We start from the raw sequence: 22092 nt of genomic DNA, 5'->3' as shown, positions 1-22092 counted from the left end.
GCGCCCCCCCCCCCCCCCCCCCCCCCCTGCGGGCCGTCGCCCCGCGGCGCGGCTCCACCCCCCCCCCCCCCCCCCCCCCCCCCCCGCGGGGGGGGGGTGTGCCCCCCCCCCCCCCCCCCCCGGGGGTGGGGGTCGACCGTTCACCAAAGCAATGCGGATCATGCTCGGCCCCGCCCACTGTTGCGCCAGACGCCGTCATCGGCCATCAGCTCGCTCAAAATGCCTTCGCGTAAGCCCCGGTCGGCGACGCGCAGCCGCTCCGACGGCCACACCGCACGAATGGCTTCCAGGATAGCACAGCCGGCCAGCACCAGGTCGGCACGGTCGGCGCCGATGCACGGGTTGGCGCAGCGCTGCTGGAAATCCCAGCCGACCAGTTTTTCGACCATGCGGTCGACGCTGTCGCGGTCCATCCACAGCCCGTCGACGCGGCGCCGGTCGTAGCGTTCGAGGTCGAGATGGACGCCGGCCAGCGTCGTCACCGTGCCGGATGTGCCCAGCAGATGGAATTTCGGGCTGGCCAGCACATGGCTCAGCCGATCGCGGCCGTCGAACGACTTCAGCCGCACCGCGACATCCTCGACCATGGCGGCAAAGATTTCGCGCGTCACCGTGCGGCCGCCAAAGCGTTCGGCCAACGAGACAACGCCGACCGGCAGCGAGGTCCACGACACGATGTGGTTGGCAAGCCGCGGCGAACGCTGGCCGGTGAGGTCGATCAGCGCGATTTCGGACGAGCCGCCGCCAATGTCGAACAGCACCACGCCTTGCGTGTCGCGCTCGACCAGCGAGCCGCAGCCGGAGACAGCAAGCCGCGCTTCGGTCTGGCGGTCGATGATCTCGAGTTTCAAGCCGGCCTCGTGCTCGACGCGCTGCAGGAATTCGACGCCATTGTCGGCGGTGCGGCAGGCCTCGGTGGCGATCAGCCGGGCTTTTCGGATCTTGCGGTTGCGCAATTTGTCGCCGCAGATTTTCAGCGCCTCGACGGCGCGGTCCATCGCCGCCTGGCTCAGATGCCCATTGGCGGTCAGCCCCTCGCCCAGCCTGACGATGCGCGAGAAGGCGTCGATGACGCGGAACTGGCCATGGCGCTGCGGCACCGCGACCAAGAGCCGGCAATTGTTGGTGCCGAGATCGAGCGCGGCAAACACCGGCAGTTCCTGCATCGGCGGACGATGCATTGGCTGTTCCGGTCGGGATTGTGGCGCCGAGGGCAAAGGCACCGGCGCTGGAGCGGCCGGGCCGACGGAGGCCGGCGCACCAACCGCTGCGGCCGTTGCGAGAGGGCTGTCGTCGCGCGCAAAAACCTTGCGCCCACGCCGGCGCTTGCGCCGCTTTCTCGCCTTGCCTCGCTGATGCTGGGCTTCGCCGGCCTGTCCGTTACCGGACTGAGGCCCCGCCTGGCGGGGCCGCCCGGCGGATGGGCTTGGCCCGCCTGACGGCGGCGAAGCCCTGGACACGCCCACTTCCGGCGCGCCAGCGCCGGTGTCGTGGTCTTCCACTTCAGTTCCTTCCGGCGCCGCGCGAACCGTAAAACCGGACGCAGCAGGCGCTTCAATCTTTTAAGTTACCGCCAGAGTAGCAGCGCCGGACCGGATCACCAAGAGCAAGAGCTCAAATTTTGCCGGCTGCGTCCTGCCAGGTCCCCGCTGCTTTGCAGCGTCCCGGCGTTCGCTAGCCTTTCATCGTGCCACTGGCACGATGAATTCGCCGTTGGCGAACCGGCTGCTCACCCTTGCCGGTTGAATAGCCGGCTTCAATGAGGCATTTCTGAAATGAGGGGGAATATTGGTGAATCGCGGACGTTTTCACGCCCGCCCGGGCGATGGGCAGCAACACATGACGACAACTCCATGAATTGGGGGGCCACGAATTGGAAGCGCTATCTGTGGCCGGTCATCGGTGTCGCGGCGGTCATCGGGTCGCTGTTGTTGCTGTGGCACGAGTTGCGCGGCATCTCGATCGACGATGTCTGGGACGGCATATCCGCCATCCCGACGCGCGGCTGGATACTTGCGGCACTGAGCTCGGTGGTCGCCTATGCCTCGCTCGCCGGCTACGACCACATCGCGCTCTTGCATATCGGCAAAAAGGTCTCGTGGCTGTTCGTCACCTTCTGCTCCTTCACCACCTATGCGCTGTCGCACAACATTGGCGGCTCGGTGTTTTCGGGCGCCGTGATCCGCTACCGCGCCTACGGCACCAGGGGGCTCACCGGCCAGGACGTCGGCATTCTGGTGGCGATCTGCTGGATCACGTTCGTGCTCTCCAGCATTCTGGTTGGCGGACTGGTGCTGGTGTTCGAGCCTGCAATCATCGACCGCTTTTCCGGCGCCCCGCACCACGGGCTGGCGATCGCCGCCGGCATCGCTTTGCTGATCCTGGTCGGCGCCTACATCTTCGGCAGCTGGCTGCATCTGAAGCCCCTCAAGATCGCCGGCTTCCAGCTGCACTATCCGGCGCTGCCGATCGTGGCGCGGCAATTGCTGATCGGTCCGATCGAGCTTCTGGCGGCGGCGGCGATCATCTTCTTTGCCCTGCCCGTTGCCGGCAATCCCGGCTATTTCGTCATCCTCGGCGTGTTCCTGGTCTCGTTCTCGGTGGCGCAGATCTCGCATGCGCCGGGCGGGCTCGGCGTGTTCGAGGTCGTGTTCCTCGCCGGCCTGTCTGATATGGACCCGGTCGGCGTGCTGGCCGCACTTCTGGTGTTCCGGCTGTTCTACCTGATCATCCCGCTGCTGATCGCGCTTGGCGTGGTGCTGTTCTTCGAGCACTCGCAATACAGCCGGACGGACAGTTGAGGTCGCGCCGGGCGACAGCGCCCGCCTGGCGCAATTGGCTGATGAAACACCGAGATTGAAATGCAACGCAGGCTTGACTATTTTCCGGCGGCCGCTACAAGGCACGCGCGGCTGCTTCGGCGGCCCACCGGCGCGACAGCGCCTGCTGGGGAATAGGTTAACGGTAGACCCACGGACTCTGACTCCGTTAGTCCTGGTTCGAATCCAGGTTCCCCAGCCAAGGCACGTCATGCCCACTGACAGCCAGTACATCCTCGAACGCATCCGCCAGGGATGCGTGGAGTTGTCCGACGACGAGTTCGCCATCGACAGGCTGGCAAAATATGTCGGCAACGGCAGGATCCGCTGGCACGTCGAGTTCCGTGGGCACCGCATCGAGCTGACCACCGGCCAGATCAAGAAGCAGCCCACCTTCCGCAGGAAAATCCTCGAACAGGCTGGCGTGTTGCCGCCGCAGCGTACCGGGGCCGACTACCGGCGATGGGCTCTCGATCTGAGGCGGAATGCCATCGAGCTTCCGTGGCGGGACAGGCCGGTCGACGCCGGTTTTGCCATCGACAGGCTGACCAGCCACGGCGATGGGCGCTGGACCGTGGAATACCAGGGCAAGGCGATAAAATTCACGACGACCAAACTGCGCCGGCAACTCAGTTTCCGCAAACGCATGCTGACCAAGGCCAAGGTGCTGCCGCCCGAATTGGCGCCGGCTGCCTATCGCAAGTGGATGGACTGGCTCATTCAAAACGCGACTGAGGAAGTGCCGCAGGCCGGCGAAACCTCGATCACAGAGAAAAGCTGGCTTGACGACCTGCCGGAGCTGGCCGGCTGGGAAGATGAAGCGCCACCCGAGAATTGATCGGGTTCCAATGATGTCATGCGCCGCTGGCGTGCGATCCGGTCGACGCTGTTGGGCACTTCACGTAAACAGGCTAAGATCGGTCCCGGCAGGGAGGACTTTTGCAATGGCCGAACCAGAGGACAGAGATATCAGGGAATCGCGCCGCATCCTCCGGGACATCAAGCAACAGAACGGCCCGGCAGGCTTTAGTCGTCTCCCTTACGGGGACCGGTTGCTTAGCCTGAGCGAGAAATATCCTGATCAGATCGTACGGTATTGGCCAGTTGGCCTTATCGTTGTCTTTGGACTCCTCGCCCTGTTGATCTATTTCGCCTAGCGCAGTGGGCATTGCCCTCGGTGCGCTTTGACGAGGTTCCTCGGCATCCCAACGCGGATCTATCCGCATTTTAACTAATGTAGACAATCCTCACGGAGAATGTTCTCCCGGCTGGTGAGCAGTGTGGAATGGACTAACCTTGTGGATGAGGATGAGCTTCCGGCACCCAGCCGATCAGGCCGCTGGCGCACAATAGCTTTGGCGGCACTCCAAATCGTCCCACCGGTCATTTCGGTGGGATGCGCCATCATGGCCGGCTATTTCACCTATGGCTTCAAACAACAAGCCGCCCGCGGACATGGCCGCTTTGGCCGTGTCGATCATGAAATCCGGCGATGCCTCTCCGGAACTGCGCGATTGGGCAGCGGACGTTCTGGGGATACAGACCGATATCGGAATGCCTGCCAAAACTGCCCAGCAATAATCGCCTACCCGCCTCATATTCCTCCGGCGGCAATTTGGTCGCCGCCCAAATCAGCGGCCGGCGCCGCTCATTCAAGAGATGGCCTGAGGAGGCGCCGGCCAGGCGGGCATTGGGGTACCCGCCGACGCTACATTAGCATTCACGCATAGATTTGGTATGGCGCGAACGCGGAAGTGCCTTCACAGCAGCATTACCGCAATTTTTCCCAAGACCAGGAACCCGCAACGGTGCAAGGGTTGGAACGCCCAGCGTTTCGGCGCGGCTTGCCTGGAGACAATCATGGCGACGTTTCTTACCGCTCCCGCATCCGAAGGTCCGCCAGCCGACCGGGCGAAAGACATGGACCTGTATGGATGGTTGATCGGCAGTTGGGACATGGAGACGCTCCACCACCGCAACGACGGCACAATTCAGAAATGGGATGGCGAGTGTCACTTTGGTTGGGTGCTCGAAGGCCGCGCCATTCAGGACATCTGGATCAGGCCCAGGCGCCCTGCCCCGTCCACCATGTATGGCACGACCTTGCGCGTCTTCGATCCCGGGATCGGTGGCTGGCACATCATCTGGAGCGATCCGCCCAACCAGGATTACTCGCGCCAGATCGGGCGGGCCGAAGGCAAGGACATCGTCCAGATGGGCGCCGACTCGCGCGGCCTGCAGGCGCGGTGGCGGTTCACCGAGATCACCGCCGACAGCTTTCACTGGATCGGCGAGGAGAGACGCGCGGAGAGCGACCCCTGGCGCGTGACCTATGAACATTTCGCCCGCCGGGCGGGTTTCTGAAGCACGCCTGCGCGTTCCGCCCTCGTGCCCTTGCGCAACGCTCGATCATTTTCCCAACCGGCGCGATAACCCTCGTCCCGGTCGACGCCCCCGGCGAGAGCACGAAGGCGGTGGTCCCGCCGCCTGCCCCGCCCGCGAAAGGCAACAGCGCGCATACCGGCGTTTGAGCGAAAGACGGAAGCTTACTCCGCCGCTTTCGTAGCCTGCGATGCCCCTGATCGAGAGGAAATCCTCGAGCCTGTATCCGGCGTATTCGGCCGTTGCCGGATTGCTTTGCGCCGCCCGACCGGCAGCCTGCGCCAGCCGGGATGGTTGATGCAGACATTGTGGTGCGCATGGCGGGCGAGGTACGACCATAGATTAGCGATAGCTCAATTAACACCAAACGAGTATCTCAAAACCCGCCGGTACAAGCGCGCCCAAGAACCTTCATATGTACTGAGCGCGAACAGAGGCTAGACAAGCGAAGATTCCAATAGCATTGTTGGCACTGGGACGGGGCTCGACCGGCAAACGCAAACGATGCTTGTCGGTGGTTGGCAACTGCTAAACCGTACAGCCGTAATTGCCACGGCTGCGAGACCAAGGAGTCCCAAGGATGCCGAACCCAAGCCAAACCAGCGATCAATGGTGGGTCAACGACCAGACGCCGGACAACCCGTACGGCAAAAGCGAAGATTACGGAGCCTTCCTCACCTATCTTGGAGCGCTGGACCGGTCGATAACGCCGGCGATCGCGGCGGGAACGCTGAGGATCAATGTCTCCGAGCTCAATGACCATCCCGAATACAAGGCCGCCGCGATCGGCGCCTTGCAGATGTGGGCCAGTGTCACCCCGTTGAAGTTCGAAATCGTCGACAATGCACCATACAACAGCGCAACGGACTGGATGCAGGTTGTCAGCCCCGAACTGGGCGAAGAGGACGACGGCAGCGCCTATTCCAACGACCGCTATGTCAGCATCGGCCAGCGTTTCCACGACACCGAGGTCAACAAGACGGATATTGGCGGCTATGTCTTCGATTCCTTCATCCATGAATTCGGTCATGAGTTCGGGCTGAACCACCCCGGGCTCTACAATTACAGCGGCCCAGGCGGCGTACAGATCAATTATCTGAACAATGCGACCTGGACCTACGACCGTCAGCAATACAGCGTCATGTCCTATTTCGACGGGATCGATGTCGGTGAAACCAGCCGCTGGTCGGCGTCAACGCCGATGATGGCCGACATCGAGGCTGTCATCCGCCGCTTTTTCTCCACCGTCGACGAGAACGGCGTGCGCACCTATCAGCATATCGATCTCAACACGGGCGACAACGTCTACGGCTTCGGCAGTGCCGTGGACGGCTACCGGCTGACCTCCTCGGGCATGCAGCACGATATCGGTTTTGTCATCCATGACACCGGCGGAACCGACACGATCGACTTCTCCGGCTCGACGGCCGGCACGATCCTCGATTTGCGCGCCGGACAGTTCTCCAGCGTCAACGGCCACAGCAACAATGTGTCGATCTTTGCCGGGCACAACGCCGATGGCACCGACTATTACATCGAGAACGGCATCGGCAGCAGCTATGACGACGTCCTGATTGGCAATGACGGAGCCAACGTGCTGGATGGCCGCGGCGGCGGCGACCGCATGGCCGGCAATGGCGGCGACGACACCTACTTCGTCGATTCCCTCGACGACATCGTGCGCGAGGAAGCGAATGGCGGGAATGACACGGTCGTTCTGCTGAACCGGAACTTGAATATCCGGAAAATCGCCAACGTCGAACACATCATCTACGCCGACGAGTCGACACTCCAGCCTGGAGACGGCGGCACCGAAACCGCACCGACCATCGGCGACAACACGATGACCAGCGTCATCTTCGGCGACAATGGCAACAATACGCTCGACGGCGGCGCCGGCGACGACACGATCTTCGGCCAGGGCGGCGATGACCTCATCATCGGCGGCCGCGACTCGCTCGCCAGCCGCGACATCAACAACACCATCGATGTCGCCGACCTTCCAGACCAGACCGAGAGCGACGACGGCAATGACACGCTCTATGGCGGCCGCGGCAACGATACGATCCTCGGCGGCCAAGGCAACGACATCCTCGACGGCGGCGACGGCGACGATACGCTGAGCGGCCAGGATGGCGTCGATATATTCCGGGGCGGCGCCGGCGTCGACACGGTAGACTTCAGCAAGGAGAGCCCCTTCCAACTGCTCGTCAACCTCGAGACGAACGTTGCCAATGGCGGCACCGCCACCGGCGACACCTTCTACAGCATCGAAAACCTGATCGGCTCCGATGACCGCATCGACCGTTTCATCGGTACGTCGGCGGCAAATCATTTCTGGGGCCGGGGCGGCGGCGACTATTTCAACGGCGGCGGCGGCAACGACATACTGGATGGCGGCAATGACGGCGACATCCTGTACGGTGAAGCCGGCAACGACACGATCATCGGCGGCGCCGGCCAGGACTATCTGGATGGCGGCGCCGGCATTGATACGGTCGTCTACGAAGGCAGTTCCGCCGGCGTGACGATCGACCTCGCCAATGGCACGGCCAATGGCGGCGACGGCGATGGCCCGGTGCAGATCGTCGGGCGCGGCACCGTTATCCGGCACGACATCCTGGTCGGCTTCGAAAACGCCGTCGGGTCGTTCTTTGACGACCATCTCATCGGCAACGCCCAGGCCAACAAACTTTCCGGCGGCGCCGGCAACGACACGCTGACCGGCGGTGGCGGCGCCGATATATTGAATGGCGGCGCCGGCAGCGACACGGCGGACTACGCCGACGCGGCCAGCGGGCAAAACCTCAAACTGGGTGGCGGCAAATCCGGCGGCGACACCTATATCTCGATCGAAAATCTGGCTGGCTCGGGCTTCAACGATCACCTGACCGGCGATGGCGCGGCCAATGTGCTGACCGGCCAGGGCGGCGCCGACAAGATCGACGGCGGCGGCGGCGATGACACCCTGCTCGGCGATTTCGCCTATCAGGGCGATGCTCCGCCACGCCCGGGCATGGGCACCGGCTACGCCACGCTCGGACCGGACGCGACCAACAATTCGGTCTCGACCGCCTTCGACATCTCGAACAACTTCTCGCTGACGGCTGACCCCGACATCTTCGATTCGACGACCACCCTTCACACCACCGTCAATGCCACCGGAAACGGCTTGGGCGGATATTACAGCATCAACCTGGCGGCCGGCACGATCATCACCATCGACATCGATGGCATTGCCGACCCCAATGTCCATGACAGCATCGTCAGGGTTCTGGACAGCGATGGCAATATCGTCGCCCAGAACGACGATGGCGGCAACGACCCCGGCTCCAACAACGGCCGCGATTCGAGCACCAGCTTCATCGTTCAGGAAACCGGAACCTACTATATTGTGGAGGGCGAATGGTCGGACTCCGCTCCTGGCGATGGCTGGGTCGAATCCGTGCCGGAGGGCTCGACTTACAAGCTGAACGTATCGGTCGAATTCCCGCCGGTACCAGCTCAGCCGGGCGTTGCGGGCGCCGATACGCTCAATGGCGGCGGCGGCAGCGACCTTTTGGATGGCGGGCTGGCTGCCGATACGCTGACCGGCGGCGCCGGCGACGACTATTTCCGCTTTTCGACAGAACTCGGGAACGGCAATATCGACTGGATCAAGGACTTCAAGGTCGCCGACGATACGATCCTGCTGGACAACCTCATCTTTGCCAGCGTTGGCGGCGACGGCGCCCTCGCCCTGGGCTCATTCTACAAGAGCGCAGCCGGCGCTGCTCATGATGCCGACGACCGCATCATCTACGACACCGACAGTGGAATATTGTCTTACGACGCCGATGGTTCCGGACAGGGAGCGGCCGTTCAGTTTGCACACCTGAACACAAATCTGGATCTTTCGGCTGCAGACTTCATTGTCATCTAACGCGTTGCCGGGAGGGGTGCCGTCAGGCTGCCCTCCCGCATACCCCAGCGCAGTGAAAAGGGAGAGGACGCGATGACTGACCGCCGCACAGTGTTAATGGCCGCCGGAGTTGCGGCAGTCGCCGCGGCCACCGGGGCAGCGGCAGCGCAATCGCCAGATATTCGCGCGCCAGATATTCGCGCAACAGATATTCGCGGCGCCGTCACCTTTGTGGGCGGCAAGGCTATCCCGGAAGGTCATCTCGAGATCTATCTTGAGGATCCCGCCATTCAGGACAGTGGGCGACGCCGCGCCGCCAAAACCAGCCTCAAGAGCGAGGGCGGCTCAAAGACGATAGAATTTTCCTTGCCCCTGCCCGCAAGCTCGACCGCTTCACCAACGCTGCAGGTCGTTGCGCGCCTGGAGCGTGCGGACGGCTGGCTGGTGGCGCGGGGCAGCGCGCAGTTCCAGGCCGGCTTGCCCGTCCATGTCACACTCAAGGCAGTTATCTATTGAAGGACGAGATGCCATATCCTGATTGCGAGCCTGCATGCAGCTGACGCCATCGACGCCGCTTACGCTGGTCGGAATCCTGGCGTCGTTTCGACGTGCGTTTTCGGGCATCGTCCTGATGAGCGGGGTCGTCAACGTGCTGACCCTGACCGGCTCGTTCTTCATGTTGCAAGTCTATGACCGCGTCGTTCCGGGTCGCAGCGTGCCGACGCTGGTCGGCCTGGCGGTGCTTGCGGGAACATTGTTCGTGTTTCAGGGAGTGCTGGAGCTGATCCGCTCCCGCCTCATGGTGCGGCTGGGACAGGAGCTGGACGCAAAGCTGAGCCCGTCGGTCTATTCGGCGCTGATGCGCCTGCCGCTGCGCGCCAAGCCTTCCGGCGACGGGCTGCAACCCCTACGGGATCTCGATCAGGTCCGATCCTTTATCGGCAGTGCCGGACCGACCGCTTTGTTCGACCTGCCATGGATGCCGCTCTATATCGGCATCTGTTTCATTTTTCATTTCTGGATCGGCGTTACCGCGCTTGCCGGCGCCGTTGTCCTGTTTGCACTGACGCTTCTGGCCGAATTCCGGACCCGCGGCCCGACAAGGATCGCCGGACAGCACGCGGCCGTCCGCAGCACGTTGGCCGAGGCGACAAGGCGCAATGCCGAAGCCATGCAGGCTATGGGTTTTGGCGGGCGTATCGCCGAGCGGTGGTTTGCCGTCAATGCCGAGTACTTGAACGCCCATGCGGCAGCCAGCGATGTCGCGGGAACGCTTGGCACGATTTCCAAGATCCTGCGATTGATGTTGCAGTCGGCAATGCTGGCGATCGGCGCTTATCTGGTCATCAAGCAAGAGGCGACCGGCGGCATCATGATCGCAAGCTCGATCATGATGGGCAGGGCGCTGGCTCCGATCGAACTGGCGATAGCGCATTGGAAGGGTTTCATTTCGGCGAGGCAAAGCTGGGCACGCCTGAAGCAGCTGTTGTCCGCGCTGCCGGAAGGCGCAACCGGCGTGACCCTGCCTGCCCCTGTCAGCGCGCTGGCGGTCGAGAATGTCAGTGTCGCGCCGCCGGGCGAACGGACGCCGGTGGTGTGGGATGCAAGTTTTTCACTGGCCAGGGGATCTGGCCTGGGGGTCATCGGCCCGAGTGCTTCCGGCAAATCATCGCTGGTGCGTACGCTTGCAGGTGTCTGGCTGCCGGCGCGCGGCGCCGTGCGGCTGGACGGCGCGACGCTTGACCAGTGGCCGGCCGACGAGCTGGGTAAACATATCGGCTATCTGCCGCAGGATGTGCAGTTGTTCGACGGCACGATTGCGCAGAACATCGCCCGCTTCGACCCGGATGCCTCGTCCGACATGGTGCTTGCGGCAGCCAAGGCCGCCGGCGTGCATGATCTCGTCGTGCATCTGGCCGACGGTTACGACACAAAGGTTGGCGAAGCCGGCGCCTCGCTGTCGGCGGGACAACGGCAGCGTGTCGCCCTTGCCCGCTCTCTTTATGGCGATCCCTTCCTGGTCATCCTGGACGAGCCGAATTCCAATCTCGACTCAGAGGGTGAAGTGGCCTTGTCCGCCGCCATCCAGGGCATCAGGGACCGCGGCGGCATCGTTATCGTCGTCGCGCACCGATCCAGTGTGCTGGCCAATGTCGACACCGTGCTGGTGATGGCCAATGGCCATGTGCAGGCCTTCGGTCCGAAGGATGAGGTGCTGAACAAGGTCTTCCGATCGGCGGCACCGCTCAAGGTCGTTGCCGCCACGGAGAGAGGCGTTCCTGCATGAGCGAGGACAGATCCGCTTTGCATCATCAGCAGGTCCGCCGCTATCTCGTGGCTGGCGTTGCTACCTGTCTGCTGCTTGTCGGAGGTGTTGGCGGCCTGGCGGCAGTGACCAAGATGTCGGGTGCGGTGATCGCAGCTGGCCGGCTGGTGGTCGATTCCAATGTAAAGAAGGTTCAGCATCCGACGGGCGGCGTGGTCGGCGAGATCAGGGTGCGTGAAGGCGACCGGGTCAAGGCGGGCGATATTCTGGTGCGGCTGGATGAAACGACAACACGCGCCAATCTGGCGATCGTCTCAAAAGGTCTGGATGAGTTTTATGCACGGTTGGCGCGCCTGGAGGCGGAGCGTGACGGCAAGGACACGATCAGCTTTCCGGACGTTTTGACATCGCGGCGCGACGAAGCCGGTGTCGCCGCATCGATGGCCGGAGAACAATCGCTGTTCGATTTCCGGCACCAGGCGCGGTCTGGCCAGCGATCGCAATTGCGCGAACGGATCGCGCAGTTGAAGCAGGAGAGTGCCGGCCTGACCGAGCAGCTGCAGGCGAAACGCCGCGAGATCGAGCTGATCCAGATCGAGCTGGAAGGTGTGCGGTCGCTCTGGCATCGCAAGCTGATAGGAATCGACCGCATGACGTCGCTGGAACGGGACGCGGTGCGGCTCGAAGGCGAGCATGGCCAGTTGACCGCGGGAATTGCCCAGGTGAAAGGCAAGGCGTCCGAGATCGAACTGCAGATCATCCAGATCGACCAGGATCTTCGCAGCGAGGTCGCGACCGATTTACGCGATACCCAGGGAAAGATCTCCGAGTTCGTCGAACGCAAGGTAGCGGCCGAGGACCAGTTGAAGCGCATCGATCTGCGCAGCCCGCAGGATGGCGTGGTGCTGCAGTTGGCGGTGCATACGATCGGCGGGGTCATCACCCCCGGCGAACAGGTGATGCAGATCGTACCGGTGACGGACGACCTGACCGTTGAAGCGCATATCGCACCGCAGGATATCGACCAGGTGACGATGGGCCAGAATGCGATTTTGCGCCTGTCGGCCTTCAATCGGCAAACCACGCCGGAGCTGACCGGGACGCTGTCGCGGATCTCGGCGGATCTCACCATCGAAGAGCGCACCGGAGCAGCCTTCTATGTGGCGCGGGTGACGCTGCCCAAAACCGAGGTCGCCAAGCTGCGCGGGCTGGCGCTGGCGCCAGGCATGCCGGCCGAAGTGTTCTTCCCGACGGGCGACCGGACGATGCTTTCCTATCTGGTGAAGCCGCTGTCGGATCAGATCCAGAAAGCTTTCCGGGAAGAGTGAAGCCGCACTTTTGAGAGCTGAAGCCTCGGGACCGGCTGGTTGCCGGTCCCCAAGGGGTAGCCCCTACTCCGCTGCCTTATACCCCGCGATGCCCTTGATCTCGAGGAAATCCTCCAGCCCGTATTCGGCGTATTCGCGGCCGTTGCCGGATTGCTTGTAGCCGCCGAATGGCAGGCCGGCGTCCCATTGCGGATAGTTGATGTAGACATTGCCGGTGCGCATGCGGGCGGCGACTTCGCGGGCCTTCTCGATATCCTTGGCCTGGATGTAGGACGCCAGCCCATAGACAGTGTCGTTGGCGGTGCCGATCGCCTCTTCCACGGTGTCGTAAGGCATGATCGCCAGCACCGGCCCGAAGATTTCCTCGCGCGCGATGCGCATATCTGATGTGACGTCGGCGAACACGGTGGGGCGGACATAGTAGCCGCGGTTGAGCTCGGCCGGACGCCCCGGTCCACCCGCGACCAGCGTGGCGCCTTCATCTATGCCGGCCTGGATCAGGTCCTGGATCTTGTCGAACTGGATCTGGCTGACCACCGGGCCGAGCTTGGTGCCGGCCGCATCGGCCGGGCCGACGGTCAATTTTTCGGCCGCCGTCTTGGCGTAGCCGGTCGCTTCGTCATGGCGGTCGCGCGGCACGAACATGCGGGTCGGCGCATTGCAGGACTGGCCCGAGTTGCTGAAGCAGCCGGCGACGCCCTTGCTGACGGCCTTTTCAAGATCGACATCGGGAAACAGGATGTTGGCCGACTTGCCGCCAAGCTCCTGATGCACGCGCTTGACCGTGTCGGCGGCCGCCTTGGCGACCAGGATGCCGGCGCGGGTCGAACCGGTGAACGACATCATGTCGACATCGGGATGGCTGGACAGCGCCTGGCCGACGCCCGGGCCGTCGCCATTGACGAGGTTGAAGGCGCCCTTGGGAACGCCGGCCTCGTCGATGATTTCGGCAAAGATGATGGCGTCGAGCGGCGCGATTTCCGAGGGCTTCAGCACCATGGTGCAGCCGGCGGCGAGCGCAGGACCGACCTTGCAGGTGATCTGGTTCAGCGGCCAGTTCCACGGCGTGATCAGGCCGACGACCCCGATCGGCTCCTTGACGATCAGCGACGAGCCCTTGACGTGGCGGAATTCGAACGACTTCAGCACCTCGGCCATCTTCCGCAGATGTGCCAGGCCAATGCCGACCTGGCTGTCGAGTGCCATCTGGCGCGGCGCGCCCATCTCGCGCGATACGGCCAGCGCCAGATCGGCGCTGCGCTTCTTGTAGACCTCGATTATGCGGTTGAGGATATCCAGGCGCTCCTCGACCGAAGTGAAGCCGAATGTCTCAAAGGCGCGCTTGGCGGCCGCAACCGCCTTGTCGACATCGGCCTTTGAGCCGAGCGAAATCTGCGCGAAAGCATCTTCGTTTGACGGGTCGATGACGTCGAGTGTGCTGGGCACGACAGGATCGACCCACACGCCGTCGATATAGAACTGCAGATTGTGTGACACGGGCTTCTCCTCGGGGGATTTCTGAATTGATGGGGGGCGATCGCCGGATCGTCGTATCGGTTCAGGAATAGCGATGGGGCAAGAGCGATGTCAAACGCAAGGGCGGGCGATTGAGCCTACGGCTACAGAAGCGTGTGCCCCGCCGCGACCAGAAGCCCCCTTGCCGCGGCTTCATCCTTGGCTTTGACGAGCAGATGGTCACCATCGAAGGTGGATACCAGAAAAATGCCGAGTTCGTTTTCCGACAATGGTTTTATCACCGACAGGACGATGCCTGTTTCGTCGAAGGCAAAGGGACCTTGGAGTTTCAGGGCGACCCAGTCCCTGTCATGCTTCACCCCGTCCGGCACCCGATCCTGCAGGCAGACAACCGAAAGCTCGTCGTCGGTCCTGGTAATGCTGACGAAGCCCGGCCCGTCCGCCCAGCCGGGAATGCTGTCTTTTGCTTCGAGGCGCGAAACGGCATACCGCCCCGAGAGCGGCTTCAACCGGACCCTGACTGCCATCCGATCCTCCCTGTTATCGGCCATTACCCCAGTTTCTTGCTCATATAGACCGTGATGCCGTTCATGAACGGCTCCTCCCGGTCGATCGTATAGCCATGCCGTTTGTACAACAACACATTGGCCATGAAGGCGCCATTGGTCAGCAGGCGCAGCTCGAAGCAACTGGCCTCCAGCGCCTTCTGCTCCGCCCGTTCCAGCAGCAGCCGGCCGATTCCCCTGCCCTGCGCCTCTGGCGCGACGCAGACATTCTCGATCCAGAGATGATCGTCGGCCAGCATGGTCTCGATCATGCCGACGATGCGGCCATTTTCGATGGCGAGATCGAACGGATGTTCGGCGACCGCCTTGTCATAGTCGGCGCGCATCGGCAGCGGCTCGCGGCCGATCAGAGGCACCCATTTGGCATAGGCGGCACGCACAATGTCCTTGATGGCAGCAGCGTCCGCCGGTTGGGCCGGCCGAAACAGGATGGAAGAATTGGACATGGCAAAGGCTCCAGACATGAAAACCCCGCCGGCAGACGTCGCGGGCGGGGCTGGAACGAACGAACCGGAATTTTATTGGGCCGGTCTTTGTCGTCGCGCCTTGCCGCTCCGCACTGTGCAGAGGCGACGTCGCTGGGCGATGGCGAGCGAGAAAATGGACATGACGCCACGCTGGAGTGCAAGACGCAGAGCGTCAAGCTGCATAACCGAGCCAGTCATTATGTTTGCATGGCACAGGCAAGATTGAAGGCATTGCCGACCGTTCGCAAAGATCGATCATTCCAATAAGAACAATTCGTTGGAAAGATCGATTCTGGAATGACATTCTCCTGAGGTACTTGCGTGGAGAATTGCATTGTCTTCCGCCGCCCAGCTAGCGAACGATATTCCGATCAGCCTGATATCGGCCGACCTGGCCGTGGGCCGGAAGCGGCTCGATTCCGTGTGGAATGGCGTCATCCCCGGGATCGTGCTGGTGGCGATGATCACGGGGGTGGCCTTCTCGGCCCATAATGTCTCCGGCTTCGCGCTGTTCAGCCCGATGATCCTCGCCGTCGTCGCCGGCATGATCTATTCCAACGTGCTCGGCACGCCCGCCCACGCCAAGGCCGGCATTGCCTTCTCGCAGAAGCGCCTGCTGCGCTTTGCCATCGTGCTGCTCGGCTTTCAGCTGACGCTCGGCCAGGTCGTCTCCATCGGCGCCGGCGGCGTCGGCATCGTGGCGCTGACCCTTGGAGCGACCTTCGTCTTCACCATTACGCTTGGCCGGCTGATCGGCGTCGACGCCAAGCTGGCGCAGCTGATTGCCGCCGGCACCTCGATCTGCGGCGCTTCGGCGATCGTTGCCACCAACATCGTCACCGATGCGCGCGACGAGGACGTCACTTATGCCGTCGCCTCGATCACGCTGTTCGGCACCGTCGCCATGCTCGGCTTTCCGCTGCTGGCGCCGGTGCTCGGCCTCGACCAGCACGCATTCGGCCTGTGGGCCGGCGCCTCGATCCACGAGGTGGCACAGGTCATCGGCGCCGGCTTCCAGAACGGCGCCCAGTCCGGCGAGATCGCCACCGTCGCCAAGCTGACCCGCGTCGCCCTGCTGGCGCCGATGGTCATCGCGCTCGGCCTGATGGCGCGCCGCAAGAGCAATGGCGATCGCCCAAGCGACCAATCCGGTGCGCGGCCGCCGATGCCGTGGTTCGTCGCCGCTTTCATCGCCGTCGTGGCGCTGAACAGCCTGGTTGCCGTGCCGGCCGAAGTGAAGTCGGCCATGGCGTTCGCTACCACCATCATGCTGACCATGGGGCTCGCCGCCATGGGTCTGCAGGCCAACATTTCGCAGCTGCGCTCGCGCGGCCTTCGCCCGCTGGCGCTCGCCTCCTGCGCCTTCCTGTTCATCGGCTGCTTCAGCCTGATGCTGGTGAAGTTCGCTTAATCCTCGAACGAACTCGCCGCGACATAGATCGCGGCCAGCGCCTCGATGCCGGCCTGATCGTCCTTGTCGAAGCGGCCGGGCGTCGGGCTGTCGAGGTCGATCAGGCCGAAGACGCCGTCATTGTCCCTCAGCAGCACGACGAGCTCCGAGCGCGAGTCGGCGTCGCAAGCGATGTGGCCGGCAAATTCATGCACATCCTTGACCAGCATCGACATTTCGAGATCGATGGCGGTGCCGCACACGCCCTTGCCGACGGCGATGCGCACGCAGGCCGGCTTGCCCTGGAACGGTCCAAGCACCAGCTCCTCGTCCGACGCCAGGAAATAGAAGCCGGCCCAGTTGAGATCGGGCACCATCTGGAAGATCAGCGCCGATGTGTTGGCGGCGTTGGCGACGGAGTCGCTCTCGCCTTCCAGCAGCGCCTTCAACTGGGTGGCCAGTTCGCGGTAGAAGGCCGGCTTGTCGGTGCTGTCGATGGTCTGGGCCGCAAACATGGCGTCGTCTCCATTGCCGGCGGGCCAAAAAGCCCGTTACATTTCCTGTCTGCCACCAATGACGCTCCCAGGAAATACACAATTGTGAATACCGACCGCGCCAGCCAAACACACGACCGGGCGCAACCCGCAGCGAGCGAAGGTCCCCTCACCTTCGCCGTGCTGGTCTTTCCCGGCTTTCCGATGATGGCGTTCAGTTCGGTGATCGAGCCATTGCGCGCCGCCAACGTGCTGGCCAAACGCGATTGTTACCGCTGGGTGATCGTCGGCGCCGACCAGGGCACGGTCGAGGCATCCAATGGGGTTGTCATACAACCGGGATTCTCAGCGTTCGGCGCGCCGAAGGTCGACCGCATCGTCGTCTGCTCCGGCGGCAATGCGGACTTGCTTGTCGCGGAGTATGCGGTTGCCTGGATCCGCAGGAGCCTGCGCGCCGGCGCCCATATCGGCGCGGTGGCCGACGCCGCCTTCTTCCTCGCCAGGGCCGGCTTGCTCGACGGCCATGCCTGCACCTTGCACTGGACCAGCCAGGCGGCCTTCACGGAGGCCTTCCCGGATATCGAGCTTCGGCGCGATCTCTATGTCATCGACCGCAAGCGCTTCACCTCGGCCGGTGGCGTCGGCAGCCTCGACATGATGCTGGAGATCATCACCAACGATTATGGCGGCGAGCTCGCGGCGGGCGTTGCCGAATGGTTCGTGCACAGCCCCTTGCGTTCGAGCGTCGACCGCAAGCTGATGCCGCTCAGGCTGCGCACCGGCGTCCAGAACGAACTGGTGCTGTCGGCCATCGCCATCATGGAGGATGCGGTGGAAGAGCGGCTCGGCATGACGGAGCTGGCGGCAAGGCTCGGTGTCTCCTCCGACAAGTTGGAGCGCAATTTCCGCGCCCAGCTCAGCATTTCGCCCAATGCATATTACCGGCGGCTCCGGCTGCGGCGCGCCGCCGACCTGTTGGCCCATTCGACGCTGATGGTGCGAGACGTGGCGCTGGCCTGCGGCTTCGCGTCGATGTCGAGTTTTGCCAGGGCTTTTCGCGAAGAGCATGGCCACGCGCCGAAGGCGATGCGGCGGCAATAGGGACGCTTATCGGCCACGCCGAGTTCCCGCCCACCCCCCTCTGCCCTGCCGGGCATCTCCACCACAAGGGGGGAGATTGGGAGCTCGGCGGTTTTCGCAAATCACCAACGCTGGGGTGCTGACGCGGCCAGCGAAGCTGCTAATCTCCCCCCTTGCGGGGGAGATGGCCGGCAGGCCAGAGGGGGGTGTGACGGATCGTTGCCGAACGACTTCTACTGCGGCATTTCGCACGACATCTGCGGATTCTCGCACAGACATACTGCGGTTCGTAGCTATGTTCAGGCCTTCAGGAGGCGCACCATGAGCATCGTCGTTTTCGACCCCGACAGCACCGAGGATGTGGATTTCAAGGACCGCATGCGCCACCCGGTCGCGGCTGACTCCGCCGGCGGCATGTGGCTGTCGGACACCGAGCCGTCCTTCATCGATGCCGACGCCTTGCGCAAAGGGCGGCTGGCGAAACTGCGCGGCTGGATGCGCGAGGCGGGCTATGGGGGCGTCGTTTTGTTCGACCCCTACAACCAGCGCTATGCCACCGGCTCGCGCAACATGTTCGGCTATTTCCTGCGCAACTCGACGCGGTATTTCTTCATCCCGACCGACGGGCCGATCGTTCTGTTCGAATACCCGCAGAGCTACCATGTCTCGATGGTGCTCGACACGATCGACGAGGCGCGCCCGTCCAAGCTGGTATGGTCTTCGGTGTCGGGCCGCGACGACGAAACCGCCGGCCCCTTCGCCGACGAGATCGCCGAGCTTTTGAAGAAACATGGCGGCGGCTCGATGAAGCTCGGGCTCGACCGCTGCAGCCATTTGCAGGCGCTGGCGCTGGAAAAGCGCGGCTGCGACGTCAGGGATTGTCAGGGCGAGATCCTGGCGGTGCGCGCGGTGAAAACACCCGAGGAAGTCAAATGCCTGCAGGTATCGATGGCTGGCGCGGAAGCCGCTGTTTATGCCGTGCGCGAGGCGATCAAGCCCGGCGTCTCCGAAAACGAGCTGTTCGCCATCATGTATGGCGAGGTGATCCGCCAGGGCGGCGAGTTTATCGAGACGCGGCTCCTCACCTCGGGACAGCGCACCAATCCGTGGTTCAACGAGTCCAGCGGCCGCAAGATCCGGCCGGGCGAGCTTCTGGCGCTCGATACCGATACGATCGGCTGCTATGGCTATTATTCCGATTTTTCGCGCACCTTCCGCTGCGGGCCGGGCAAGCCGACCGGCTATCAGAAATCGCTCTACCGCATGGCGCACGACCAGGTTCAGCACAACATTTCGATCGTCAGGCCGGGCATGGCTTTTCGCGAGATCGCCGAAAGAGCGTGGAAAATCCCGGACCGTTTCGTCGACCAGCGCTATACCTCGGTGATGCACGGCGTCGGCATGCATGGCGAGACGCCGTTCATAGCGCACGCCATGGACTATGAAACCTACGGCCGCGACGGTGTTGTCGTGCCCGGCATGGTGGTGAGCGTGGAAAGCTATATCGGCGAGAAAGGCGGCCGCGAGGGCGTCAAGCTGGAAGACGAAATCCTGATCACCGACACCGGCACCGAGCTTCTGTCGCGCTTTCCCTACGAGGATGAGTTTCTGGAGAAGCAGGTTTGATGGTCGTTTCGCATCCCTTGGCAACCAGCGCGAACGCCAATCCCGTCGTCATCCTAGGGCGAAGCAAGGAGCGCAGCGACGCGGCGCAGACCCTAGGATCCATGCCGGGACTCATCCGCGCCGCAACGGTGCAAGTTTTGCTCGGCTGCATTCCTTGGCCAATGTCACGGCATGGATCCTCGGGTCTCCGCGACGGAGCTTCGCTCCTGCTTCGCCCGTGGATGACGAAGGTGGGGAGGCACCGGCCAATCACCACTGTTTGCGCCACTTCGCTGAACGGAATGGCGTCGGTCGCCAACCCAGGCCCGTCCACATGAAAAGCCCGATCTCGATCAAACGCGGCACGGTCGCCGCGGCGTTCGTCGACCTCCAGGAAGAGCATCGGCAGGACAAGCGCTATCTGGTCGAAGGTTTTGGCGAGGTGCTGGCCAACGTCCAGCGCCTGCAGGCGGCGGCGCGGCGCAACTTCGTGCCGCTCTATCACTGGGCCTATGTCGTCGATACCGCCAAAGCGCGTCCGTTCCATCCGCTCGACGCCGACGGCAAGTCCGCCTTTTCCGACAAGACCGATCCGCTGACCGAGATTTGCCATGAGGTGGCGCCTGCGGCCGGCGAGACGATGCTGGTCAAGACGCAGGCCAGCGCCTTCGGCGCCGGACCTGCCGCAACCGAACTCAAGGCGCGCGGCATCGAATGGCTGATCGTCGCCGGCGTCTGGACCGAGGCCTGCATCGACGCCACCGTCAAGGACGCGGTCGCATCCGGCTTTCGTGTGCTTCTGGTCAAGGATGCCTGCGGCAGCGGCAGTACCGCCATGCACCAGACCGCCATCCTCAACCTTGCCAACCGGCTCTATGGCGGTGCCGTCACCAACACGATAGACGCGTGCCGGCTGATGGCGGGCGATACCGTCGATGCATGGCGGGTCGAGGGCTCGGTGCCGCTGCGCTTCACCTTTGAAAACGCCGAACGGCTCTACGGCGAGCTCTGAGAGATGGGCACGATCCACAAGCTCAAGACCGCCAGGCGGGGGAAATACGCCACCCTGCTCGACCCGGCGCTGTGGGAGTATATCGACCTGGTCAATGACTGGTTCCCGCCAGAGACCGCCGAACTTCCGATCGCCGAGCAAAGGTCGGTCTATGATGCGATGTGCCGCGCCTTCCATCAGGGTTATCCCAAGGGGGTTTCGGCCAGCGACGGCATCATCGCCGCCGATGAAGGACACGCCATCCCGATCCGCTACTACCGGATGGCGGGCAAGCCCGTGCGCGCCGTCATCGTCTACTATCATGGCGGCGGCTTTGTGCTTGGCGGGCTCGACAGCCATGACGACATCTGCGCCGAGATCTGCGCCGGCACCGGTTTCGACGTTGTCTCGGCCGACTACCGGTTGGCGCCGGAGCATCCGCACCCGGCCGCCTTCGACGACGCGCTGACCGTGTTCGAATGGGCGGCGGTGACAACGGACCTGCCGATCGTGCTTGTCGGCGAAAGCGCCGGCGGCAACCTTGCCGCCGCGGTCGCGCACGCCTCGCGCCGCCACCTGCGCCGGGCGGCCGGCCAGGTGCTGATTTATCCCGGCCTCGGCGGCGACGAGAGTGCCGGCTCCTATGTCGAACATGCCGACGCACCGCTGTTGACACTGCGCGACATCGCGTTCTACCGCACCATTCGCGCTGCCCCGGCACAGTCGCCCGACGACCCGACTTTTTCGCCGCTGAGCGACAATGACTTCTCCGGCCTGCCGCCGACTGTCATCATCACCGCCCAATGCGATCCGCTGTCGTCGGACGGCGAGACCTATCGCGACCGCATCGTTGCCGCCGGCGGCCGCGCCTGGTGGTATGAGGAGAACCGCCTCGTGCACAGTTTTCTGCGCGCCCGCAAAAATGTTCCGCGCGCCGGCGAGGCGTTCGTGTGCACGCTTGCAGCCATCGCCGCCGTCGCCGTGCTCGGCAAGAACGACTGGCCATATTGAGGCGGCGAAGCGCTGATCTCCCCCTCATGGGGGTTGAGGAGTGGTCCGCGTAGCGGATGGAAAGCCAATTGCTTGGCTTTCCGAACGACGAAAGCCGGCAGGCCAGAGGGGGGCGCGAAGGATCGCGGCCCTTCAATATCCTAAATCAACGCAACGATTATCTGCGATGATACTCCAGTCGGCAGACGGGATGGCGGGACAGCGCCCCCCTCTGTCCTGCCTGTCCAGCCGATAGATGGGTAACACTTTGAACCGGATACATAGGTGACACTTCTCTCCCTCTATGCGTCCGCCGCAGCGCCAAGCGGATTGGTTG

The 22092-nt window shown here is 63.3% G+C and carries 19 protein-coding genes and 1 tRNA gene; 15 read left to right on the top strand and 5 right to left on the bottom strand.

The window, feature by feature from the left end; translation table 11 throughout:
* Positions 1-158 precede the first annotated feature (158 nt).
* On the bottom strand, positions 159-1502 hold the full coding sequence (locus tag NKJ18_RS32230) for a Ppx/GppA phosphatase family protein (RefSeq protein WP_352497337.1): 1344 nt from the start codon (positions 1500-1502) through the stop codon (positions 159-161).
* 351 nt (positions 1503-1853) lie between these two features.
* On the opposite strand from NKJ18_RS32230, the gene NKJ18_RS32225 reads away from it, so the two are divergent.
* The 10 genes from NKJ18_RS32225 (at position 1854) to NKJ18_RS32180 (ending at position 12696) form a co-directional block, all read left to right on the top strand.
* On the top strand, positions 1854-2801 hold the full coding sequence (locus tag NKJ18_RS32225) for a lysylphosphatidylglycerol synthase domain-containing protein (RefSeq protein WP_352761510.1): 948 nt from the start codon (positions 1854-1856) through the stop codon (positions 2799-2801).
* 146 nt (positions 2802-2947) lie between these two features.
* Positions 2948-3021, top strand: a tRNA-Gln gene (locus NKJ18_RS32220).
* A 9-nt stretch (positions 3022-3030) separates the two neighbouring features.
* Positions 3031-3657, top strand: a complete 627-nt coding sequence (locus tag NKJ18_RS32215) for a hypothetical protein (RefSeq protein ID WP_352761509.1) — start codon at positions 3031-3033, stop codon at positions 3655-3657.
* A 106-nt stretch (positions 3658-3763) separates the two neighbouring features.
* Positions 3764-3976: a M15 family metallopeptidase domain-containing protein gene (locus tag NKJ18_RS32210; protein ID WP_352761507.1), complete on the top strand. Its 213-nt coding sequence runs from the start codon at positions 3764-3766 to the stop codon at positions 3974-3976.
* Positions 3977-4244: 268 nt separating this feature from the next.
* Entirely contained in the window at positions 4245-4400 is a 156-nt protein-coding gene (locus NKJ18_RS32205) for a hypothetical protein (RefSeq protein WP_023698054.1), read from the top strand.
* Between the two features lie 279 nt (positions 4401-4679).
* On the top strand, positions 4680-5183 hold the full coding sequence (locus NKJ18_RS32200; RefSeq protein ID WP_352761504.1) for a hypothetical protein: 504 nt from the start codon (positions 4680-4682) through the stop codon (positions 5181-5183).
* A 598-nt stretch (positions 5184-5781) separates the two neighbouring features.
* Positions 5782-9123 carry a M10 family metallopeptidase C-terminal domain-containing protein gene (locus NKJ18_RS32195; RefSeq protein ID WP_352761502.1) on the top strand — a complete coding sequence of 1114 codons (3342 nt, stop codon included), beginning with the start codon at positions 5782-5784 and terminating at the stop codon, positions 9121-9123.
* A 72-nt stretch (positions 9124-9195) separates the two neighbouring features.
* Positions 9196-9618 (top strand): hypothetical protein, encoded by a 423-nt coding sequence (locus NKJ18_RS32190; RefSeq protein ID WP_023682883.1) that lies wholly within the window; start codon positions 9196-9198, stop codon positions 9616-9618.
* 34 nt (positions 9619-9652) lie between these two features.
* Positions 9653-11389 carry a type I secretion system permease/ATPase gene (locus tag NKJ18_RS32185; protein WP_023743635.1) on the top strand — a complete coding sequence of 579 codons (1737 nt, stop codon included), beginning with the start codon at positions 9653-9655 and terminating at the stop codon, positions 11387-11389.
* Positions 11386-12696 carry an HlyD family type I secretion periplasmic adaptor subunit gene (locus NKJ18_RS32180; protein ID WP_352761499.1) on the top strand — a complete coding sequence of 437 codons (1311 nt, stop codon included), beginning with the start codon at positions 11386-11388 and terminating at the stop codon, positions 12694-12696. The genes NKJ18_RS32185 and NKJ18_RS32180 overlap by 4 nt, the downstream gene beginning before the upstream one ends.
* Positions 12697-12759: 63 nt before the next feature.
* Here NKJ18_RS32180 and NKJ18_RS32175 read toward each other — a convergent pair whose 3' ends face one another.
* The 3 genes from NKJ18_RS32175 to NKJ18_RS32165 all read right to left on the bottom strand — a co-directional run bounded on the left by NKJ18_RS32175 (position 12760) and on the right by NKJ18_RS32165 (position 15184).
* A complete protein-coding gene (locus NKJ18_RS32175; protein ID WP_352761497.1) occupies positions 12760-14193 on the bottom strand; it encodes an aldehyde dehydrogenase family protein in 1434 nt (477 codons plus the stop codon).
* 122 nt (positions 14194-14315) lie between these two features.
* Positions 14316-14699 carry an ACT domain-containing protein gene (locus NKJ18_RS32170; protein ID WP_023700600.1) on the bottom strand — a complete coding sequence of 128 codons (384 nt, stop codon included), beginning with the start codon at positions 14697-14699 and terminating at the stop codon, positions 14316-14318.
* Between the two features lie 23 nt (positions 14700-14722).
* Entirely contained in the window at positions 14723-15184 is a 462-nt protein-coding gene (locus NKJ18_RS32165; protein ID WP_023672550.1) for a GNAT family N-acetyltransferase, read from the bottom strand.
* A 355-nt stretch (positions 15185-15539) separates the two neighbouring features.
* Between NKJ18_RS32165 and NKJ18_RS32160 the strand changes: the two genes are divergently transcribed.
* The gene (locus tag NKJ18_RS32160; protein WP_352761495.1) at positions 15540-16616 is read left to right on the top strand and encodes a YeiH family protein; all 1077 of its coding nucleotides are present in this window, start codon (positions 15540-15542) and stop codon (positions 16614-16616) included.
* Here NKJ18_RS32160 and msrC read toward each other — a convergent pair.
* Positions 16613-17110 carry a free L-methionine (R)-S-oxide reductase MsrC gene (gene msrC, locus NKJ18_RS32155; protein WP_023689662.1) on the bottom strand — a complete coding sequence of 166 codons (498 nt, stop codon included), beginning with the start codon at positions 17108-17110 and terminating at the stop codon, positions 16613-16615. The two genes, NKJ18_RS32160 and msrC, sit on opposite strands and share 4 nt — an antisense overlap.
* Positions 17111-17293: 183 nt before the next feature.
* Here msrC and NKJ18_RS32150 point away from each other — a divergent pair, with 183 nt between their 5' ends.
* The 4 genes from NKJ18_RS32150 (at position 17294) to NKJ18_RS32135 (ending at position 21776) form a co-directional block, all read left to right on the top strand.
* The gene (locus tag NKJ18_RS32150) at positions 17294-18190 is read left to right on the top strand and encodes a GlxA family transcriptional regulator (RefSeq protein ID WP_352761513.1); all 897 of its coding nucleotides are present in this window, start codon (positions 17294-17296) and stop codon (positions 18188-18190) included.
* A gap of 300 nt (positions 18191-18490) precedes the next feature.
* The gene (locus NKJ18_RS32145) at positions 18491-19795 is read left to right on the top strand and encodes a M24 family metallopeptidase (RefSeq protein ID WP_352761492.1); all 1305 of its coding nucleotides are present in this window, start codon (positions 18491-18493) and stop codon (positions 19793-19795) included.
* A 313-nt stretch (positions 19796-20108) separates the two neighbouring features.
* Positions 20109-20786, top strand: coding sequence for an isochorismatase family protein (locus tag NKJ18_RS32140; protein WP_352499231.1), 678 nt, complete (start codon positions 20109-20111; stop codon positions 20784-20786).
* A gap of 3 nt (positions 20787-20789) precedes the next feature.
* The gene (locus tag NKJ18_RS32135; protein WP_352761491.1) at positions 20790-21776 is read left to right on the top strand and encodes an alpha/beta hydrolase; all 987 of its coding nucleotides are present in this window, start codon (positions 20790-20792) and stop codon (positions 21774-21776) included.
* Positions 21777-22092 lie beyond the last annotated feature (316 nt).

Source organism: Mesorhizobium sp. M0217, from assembly GCF_040321955.1.
Lineage (GTDB): Bacteria > Pseudomonadota > Alphaproteobacteria > Rhizobiales > Rhizobiaceae > Mesorhizobium.
This window is presented reverse-complemented; position numbering and strand designations above follow the sequence as displayed.